The 7,480-nt window shown below is 65.4% G+C and carries 5 protein-coding genes and 1 CRISPR repeat array; of the genes, 2 read left to right on the top strand and 3 right to left on the bottom strand.

The features are described 5' to 3' along the window. Window positions 1-64 precede the first annotated feature (64 nt). Window positions 65-354: a CRISPR direct-repeat array (repeat unit 29 nt; unit sequence GTCTGAATTGCACCTATAGGTATTGAAAC). Window positions 355-445: 91 nt separating this feature from the next. Together csm6 and AC1HIY_RS08325 are read left to right on the top strand one after the other, a co-directional pair. Continuing rightward, window positions 446-1,651, top strand: coding sequence for a CRISPR-associated ring nuclease Csm6 (gene csm6, locus AC1HIY_RS08330; protein ID WP_479576262.1), 1,206 nt, complete (start codon window positions 446-448; stop codon window positions 1,649-1,651). A 578-nt stretch (window positions 1,652-2,229) separates the two neighbouring features. Continuing rightward, window positions 2,230-3,384 carry a universal stress protein gene (locus AC1HIY_RS08325; protein ID WP_479576261.1) on the top strand — a complete coding sequence of 385 codons (1,155 nt, stop codon included), beginning with the start codon at window positions 2,230-2,232 and terminating at the stop codon, window positions 3,382-3,384. 12 nt (window positions 3,385-3,396) lie between these two features. Here AC1HIY_RS08325 and hpt read toward each other — a convergent pair whose 3' ends face one another. From hpt to mutL, 3 genes are all read right to left on the bottom strand, one after another. Further along, window positions 3,397-3,963: a hypoxanthine phosphoribosyltransferase gene (gene hpt, locus AC1HIY_RS08320; protein WP_479576260.1), complete on the bottom strand. Its 567-nt coding sequence runs from the start codon at window positions 3,961-3,963 to the stop codon at window positions 3,397-3,399. A 150-nt stretch (window positions 3,964-4,113) separates the two neighbouring features. Further along, window positions 4,114-5,508, bottom strand: coding sequence for a tRNA lysidine(34) synthetase TilS (gene tilS, locus AC1HIY_RS08315; RefSeq protein ID WP_479576259.1), 1,395 nt, complete (start codon window positions 5,506-5,508; stop codon window positions 4,114-4,116). 41 nt (window positions 5,509-5,549) lie between these two features. Continuing rightward, a complete protein-coding gene (mutL, locus tag AC1HIY_RS08310; protein ID WP_479576258.1) occupies window positions 5,550-7,451 on the bottom strand; it encodes a DNA mismatch repair endonuclease MutL in 1,902 nt (633 codons plus the stop codon). Window positions 7,452-7,480 lie beyond the last annotated feature (29 nt).

Here is a 7,480-nt window from a genome sequence, read left to right as displayed (position 1 = left end):
GAATTGCACCTATAGGTATTGAAACTTAACGTAAGAGAGAATAATGGACGTTTGTATAGTGAACGTCTGAATTGCACCTATAGGTATTGAAACTCCACGTACTTCACAGCTCGACCTGTTGGGCCGTTAGTCTGAATTGCACCTATAGGTATTGAAACATGATAACCTCCAAAAATTAAAGTGAATTCAGAGCAGTCTGAATTGCACCTATAGGTATTGAAACGTTCCGGGTGCCAATGCAATCGGTCGCTCTCCCGTGAAGTCTGAATTGCACCTCTAGGTATTGAAACCCTATGTAGACAATGCCAATCACATCGTCTGTAACGTCTGAATTGCACCTATAGGTATTGGAGGGAAAAGGAGGCGTTTTTTCGGGAGGTAGCGAAAAAGCAGGAGCCGGTGCGTATTTTGGCAAGGTTTCGTGCTGCTCCGTCCCTCCTCCGACATGTCGTCCACCTCACCGCAGGATTATCACCTCATCATCGTCATGGGCGCTTCGCCGGCGGTGCTCACCGAGACGGTGTGGTCTCTGGCGCGGCAGCATGATCCGCCCCTGCATCCCTCCGCCGTCGATGTGATCACCACAGAAGTCGGGCGGGCCGTCATGGAGGCCTGCTTGTTCGGTCGCGCGCGGCACCATCCGGTGGAGGGCATGCCGTTGCAGGCCGAAGACCGATGGCGCCCCTTCTGCGAGAGCGTGCTCGGGGGCCGTCGCCCACCGGTGCGCTTCCACGTCCCCACCCGCTCCGACGGCGCGCCCCTGCCCGACATCCGGCACGCAGAAGACGACGCCCGCTTCGCCGAACGCTGTTACCGCGTCGTGGGCGAACGCGTGGCGCAGGACCTGCCCGTCGTCGGCTCCATTGCCGGCGGTCGCAAAACGATGAGCGCCCACCTGATGAGCGCCTTCACGGTCCTGGCCCGCCCCACGGACCGCCTCGTCCACATCCTCGTTTCCCCTCCGGCTCTCGAACGCGATCCTGACTTCTTCTACCCCACCCCCACCCGTTCCGGCTTCGTGCGTCTCGATCGGGTGGATCTGCGCTTTCCCCGGCTGCGCCAGTTGCTGAAGGAGCGCTTCCCCGTCGCCGGAAAGCCGCCGGACCCGGAACGCATTCTGCGGATGATGACTCCGGCGCAGAGCCCCGAGCGCCGACCGGCCCGGGTGGTCTGCCGCCTCGGCAACCGGAGCGTCGGCGGTTGCCGGGTGGACCTCTACGACCCCGACGGTCAGCCGATGGCCGGGGTGCGCCTTTCTCCGGGAGAAGCCGCCACGCTTCTGACCCTGGCCGAAGCGATCGCGCAAGCCGAAGGCTCGGTCGCCAATACGAGGCTCACGGGCAATCCCCGTGTGGAATGCCTTCGAGCCTCCGTACGCCAACACACGGCCCGGTACAACTCCCTCGCGCCCTGGGAAACGACCGCCGACGTGAGCAAACACGTCAGTGCGCTTAACAAAAAACTCAGGCAAAACCCGCTCACGGCCCACTTCCTGACGATCCACGCCACACCCACCGCCGAGGCTACGTATTACGGTCGGCCCGTGGCGCTCCCTCCGATCGAGGTCGTGCCGCTCCTCTCCGGCGATGACGCGCTCCCCTGGCCCTTCGAGCACCTCCCTCGCCTTCCCTGTCCTCCCGACGCGCACTGACCCGCCGCATTCCCATCCTCGGCACGGCCGCCGGCTCGCATATTTATTTTCAAACGTCCGTATTTCTCGTCCGTCTTCCGGAACGGGCGCGTGACAAGTGGAGGGTTGCGCGGTAAAGCCGGAGACGATCCCTGCAGGTCCTGGAGATCCTCCCCTTATGAAGAGGAGGTGGCCCCGAAGGGGTCGGAGGGGTCAGAGGGGTACATTTTGTTTGCGTTTTCGTTCACTATCGACGCTTGCCGGGGTCTTGCACCCACCCGGTCCGGAAGATTTGTGCCTGTTGACGTGCGTCCTCCAGAACCATGAGCACATCTCCTTGTTAAACAAAAATGAGCGCCCGCATGGCGCGGGGTATTCCCCCACAAGTTCTCTTCAGAATTCCCCACGCTGCATGGGGCGGCTCCACTGTCTTTGTCCCCGAGACGATTCCGTATCCTCTTAGCATTGACACGCTCCTTGCTCATGCTCACCCCTTTCCGCCGACCTCGGCAACGCGACGGGAGCGCCCGCAACCCGCGGCGAGCGTCCCACCGGTGCGACTCCGGGTAAGGCGGCCGCCCAGACCCTCCATCCGTGCCATGCTGCTTCTCAAAAAGATTCTCGTTCCCACCGATCTCGACGACCCGACCGCGGTCCTTCGCGCGCTCGCGCTCGCGCGCCCGTACCGGGCCGAGGTCTTCGTGCTCCACCTCACGGACCATCCCGTGCATGCTCCCGAATGGGATCTCGAACGCTTCCGCCGTTGGCTCGGCGCGGGCGCCACGAAGTGCTCCTACCCCATCGACGCATGGATGGAGCACCTCCGCTTCGAAAGCCTGCCGCTGGGCGAGCAGAGCCCCGCTGAGGTCACGATCGAGTTCGCGGAGCGGTATCGGTTCGACCTCATCATGATGGGCACGCACGCGAGAAAGGGCCTTGCCCGGGTGCTCGGCGGGAGCGTCACCGAAGAGATCGTGCGACGCGCGCCGTGCCCGGTCCTCAGCTTTCACCTCGACGAACCGGTGGAAAAACGCCCCTGCAACCCCCGGCATCTGCTCGTCCCGACCGACCTTTCGGATTGCTCCCAACATGCCCTCATGCATGCGAAGGAACTCGCCGCCATGTTCGAGGGCCGGATCACCTTGCTCCACGTGGTCCATCACCGCAGCCTCATCCCCAACCTCGACGACCCGATCTACCAGCGTCTGGTCAAGGAAATGATGCGGCCCGGCTTCTTCGACGAACACCTGCGCGCGCTCGACGAGGCCGTGCCGGGACCGGACGTGGAGGTCTCCTACCGGATCGCGCACGGAAACGTGGCCGAGCGCATCGCTGCCTTCGCCGACGAAGAAGACGTGGACCTCATCGTCCTGGCGACCCACGGACTGACGGGCATCCGGCATTTCCTCATGGGCAGCGTCGCCGAAAAGGTGGTGCGCACGGCGAAGAAGCCGGTCTTCACGGTGAAGTCGTTCGGACGCTCGCTCGTCACGGCCACGCCGGCCTCGTTCAAACAGCCGGAGACGACCAGCATCTTCCACATGCTCCGCTATCCCCTCGAAGAGCTTCCCGGTGAGCAGCCGTCCGTTCCGAGCGTCCGCACTATGGAAGTGCCGCTCGCCTCGTTTGCCCCGCCGATCCTCTCGCGCACACCCGTTCCGGTGGAATCGGTGACCTCCACCGCCGAGCAACCTCCGACGCCCCGTCCCAAAGAACCGCCGGTGAACCGCCCGCCCGTCTCTCACGCCGGGTGATCCCTCCCGCGCTCAGTCTTCGTCGAGGATGTAGATCTCCGGCAAATTGCGCCCGAGCTGGCCGTAGTCGAGGCCGTAGCCGATGACGAAGAGGTTTTCGATGCGGAAGCCCACGTAGTCGAGTTCGACCTCCACGCGGGTGGCCTCGTACTTGTGCAGCAGCGTAGCCGTACGCACCGACGCAGGGTGATACTCCTGCATCTTCTCGATGATGAACTGCATCGAGAGGCCGGTATCGACGATGTCCTCGACGACGATGACGTGCCGCCCCTCGATCGGCGCGTCGATCTTTTTGAGCTCGTGCACGACGCCGCTCGAGATCTTCTGAGCGCCGTACGAGGAGAGCTTCAGAAAGTCGACCTCGCAGTCGATGTCGATGGCGCGCATGAGGTCGGCGAGGAAAATGAAAGCGCCGTTGAGCACGCCGATCAGAATCGGGCGTTTGCCTTCGTATGCACGGCTGATCTCGCGTCCGATCTCCTCGACCCTTCGTTGAATGGTTTCTTTGTCGAGATAGAGGCGGAAGCGCTCTCCCCGGCACATGACGGTTTTTTTCACGTCAGGAATGTTTAGAGACATAAAGAAACGCCCGGTATGGATGGTTTCAGGTGGATTACGACGTCCTCGGGGGTCGACATCCGGAATCCCGGGAAAACTACGCCACGTCGCCTTCGGATGGAAGCGCTCGTGCGTGGGCGACGGTTCTCTTCACCGGGAATGAACACGCCGTCACGCGGCATGCCCGTCCCGGGGAGAGAATTGCAGGCGAACGCACCGGGTGGAGCCGGGACGGAGGCGGACCTCGTCCGAGAGGCGAAGCCCGACCACCCACACGATCTTCTCCCGGTCGGCGAGCACGTAGACGCCGGACCGCTCGTGTGCCGGGATCTTCACGTCCGTGAGAAAGTCGCTCACTTTTTTGTGATGGCGCATGCCGAGGGGGCGGAAGCGATCGCCGGTGCGCCAGGGACGCGCGAGGAGCGGCGGCGCGATCCGGTCCGCATCGGCGTATTCGACGAGCGGCGCACCGGCTCCGGGCGAAGTCACACACGGGACTTCTTCGACGAGGAGCACGCCGCCGGGGAGCGACACGGGCGTGCCCGGCTCCACCGGCGCCTCCGCCCCGCCCTTGCCGCCGCCGTCCGGCACGAAGGCGAGTCCCTCCCGCTCGCGCCACACGCTCCCCTGATCGAACGTCACGCGGCGGCCCGTCTGCGCGCCGAGGAGCCGCTCGACGGTCTCCGCCGTCGTCTCGCTCACGGGCGCGCCGGGGAGCCACCGGCGGAGCGCTTCGAGGATCAACCGGCGACGCCATACGGTCGGCTGCGCTTCGAGCGCCCCGGCGGAGAGCATCCCCCCGCCGCCCGGCAGCTCCTCCGCGCTCGTTGCGAAGCGACGCGTCAGCTCCGGGCGGATCGTGTCCGCCACGTACGCGCGCACGAGCGCCGCCGAACGCGCGATGTTATCCACGGCGGCCGGACCGAAGTGCTCGACGATGTGCGGGAGGATGGCTTCCCGGATCGCGCCGCGCCGGTACCGGAAGCCCGCGTTCGAGGCATCCTCCCGCCATGCGAGCCCTTCCGCAGCCGCGAACGCCTCGATCTCGGACCGCCGGACGTCGAGGAACGGGCGCACGAGCGTGATCGCGCTCCCGCGTGTGAGCGGTCGCCGGACCGGCATGCCCGCGAGCCCCTCCACCCCGCTGCCCCGGAAGAGGTGGAGCAACACCGTCTCCGCCTGATCGTCGTGGTGGTGGGCGACGGCGACGTGCGAGAGGCCCTCGGCGACGGCGAGACGCTCGAAGAAAGCGTATCGGAGGTCCCGCGCCGCGGCCTGCATCGACTGCCCGTGTGCGCGCGCGTGGGCCTTCGTGGCCGGGCGGTCGACGTGCAGCGGAACGCCGAGACGCCGGCAGAGCGCGCGCACGAGCGCCTCGTCCGCCTCCGACGCCGCGCCCCGGAGCCCGTAGTTCACGTGCGCCGCCCGCATCGCATACCCGAGCCGGTGAAGCACGGTCAGGAGCGCGACCGAATCGACACCGCCGCTGACGCCCACGAGCACCCGCGCCCCCGGTCCGAGGAGCCGGTGACGGTCGATGAACGCGCGGACGGATTCGATCAGCATGGGACGTGCGGGAGCGCCTTCGGGAACGGGGCGCGAGACGGCTATGCCCCGCGCCCGAACCGCTTGTTCAGTTCGTCGATGGTGATCTTGACCATCGTCGGGCGGCCGTGCGGGCAGGCGTACGGCATCTCGCAAAGAAAAAGCTGATCGATAAGCCCGCGCATCTCCTTCACCGAAAGCTGCTCCCCCGGTTTGATGGCGCTCCGCCGGGCCAGACTACGGGCGAGCCGCTCGCGCTTCTTCACCTGCGGCGCATCGCCGTACGACTTGTACTGCGCCAGGATGTCCTCGATCATGGAACGCTCGTCGCCGGCGCGGATCTCTGCCGGCACGCCGCGCACGACCACCGAACGCCCGCCGAAAAACTCGATGTCGAACCCGAGCGAGCGGAGATCCGGCAAGAGTTCCTTGAGGATCTCGTAGTCGGCCGGCGAGAAGTCGAGGGTGTGGGGAAAGAGCAACTGCTGCGAGAGGTCGAAGCCGTTTTCGAGGCTGAGGAGCGCCCGTTCATAGAGGATGCGCTCGTGCGCCGCGTTCTGATCGACGACCATCAGGCCCGAACGGATCTGCGTGAGGATGTACGTGTGGTGGAGTTGCCACAGGAGCGTCTCGGGGCGGTCCGTTTCTTCGGCCTCAGCCTCCGTCGTCGCGCCCGAAGCGATGTGCCGCCCGGCAGTGTGCACCTCCGGCGCGGCATAGAAGCGTTCGGAGAGCGCGCCGAGATCCTCGGTCTTCCCCGCAGGGCCCGTGCCCGGCTCGGAAGGCGCGCGCCGAGACGGAGCGCCGACGACCGGCGCTTCCGGAGGACGCACCGGCGAGAAAGCAACCGGCGACGCGTCGGTGCGCGCGGCCGGGAAGGTGATCGACGAGCCGATGGCGCGATCCGGATCGTTCCCGAGCTGCGGGGTCAACTCGGAAACGCCGAGCGCCTTCTTCACCACCGCCCGGAGGAAGCCGTACACCCCGCGCTCGTCGTCGAACTTGACCTCGGCCTTCGTCGGATGCACGTTCACGTCCACATGGCTCGGGTCGAGGTTCAGGAAAAGGGCGAAGAACGGATGCGAGCCTTCGGGCAGCGCGTCGCCATAGGCCGAGGCGACGGCGTGTTCGAGGCGGCGATGTTTGACGAATCGGCCGTTGACGAAGAGGAACTGCTCGCCCCGGCTTCGCCGCCGAAGGCTCGGATGCCCCACGAAGCCATACACCGAAAGGTAGCTCGTCGATTCCTCCGCGGGGATGAGCTTGTGCTCGTACGCTTTTCCGAAGATGCCCGTGATCCGGCCCCGGAGCGCTTCGTACACATCGTCGTCGTCCACGCGGTCGAGCCGATGGACCTCGTTGCCGTCGTGGTGGAGCGTGAAGCCGACGCGCGGATTCGAGAGGGCCAGAAACTGGAACGTCTCGACGAGGTGCTTGAATTCCGTGGCCGGGGACTTCAGGAAGTTGCGGCGCGCCGGCACGTTATAGAAGAGGTTGCGGACCGCGATGGAGGTGCCGTCGGGCGTGGCGCACGGTTCGGTCGATTGGTGGATGCCGCCCTCGACGCGGACGCACACGCCGGCTTCGTCGCGGACGCGCTTCGTGCGGAGCTCGACCTGAGACACGGCGGCGATGGAGGCGAGCGCTTCCCCGCGAAAACCAAGCGTGAGGATGCGTTCGAGATCGTCGATGGAGCGGACCTTGCTCGTGGCGTGGCGCTGGAAACAGGCGACGGCGTCCTCCGGTCCCATCCCGCAGCCGTTGTCGATCACCTGCACGAGTTCGCGCCCGGCGGACTTGAGCACCACCTGCACCTGATCGGCGCCCGCGTCGAGCGCGTTCTCGATCAACTCTTTCGCCGCCGATGCCGGACGCTGCACGACCTCGCCCGCCGCGATCTTGTTGGCGAGCGTCTCGGGCATCACCCGAATGATACTTTCCGGAACGATCGAGACCTCGGACACGCGATACTCCTCCTGTTTACGACCTTTCC

This window comes from Rhodocaloribacter sp. (assembly GCF_056451265.1).
This window is presented reverse-complemented; position numbering and strand designations above follow the sequence as displayed.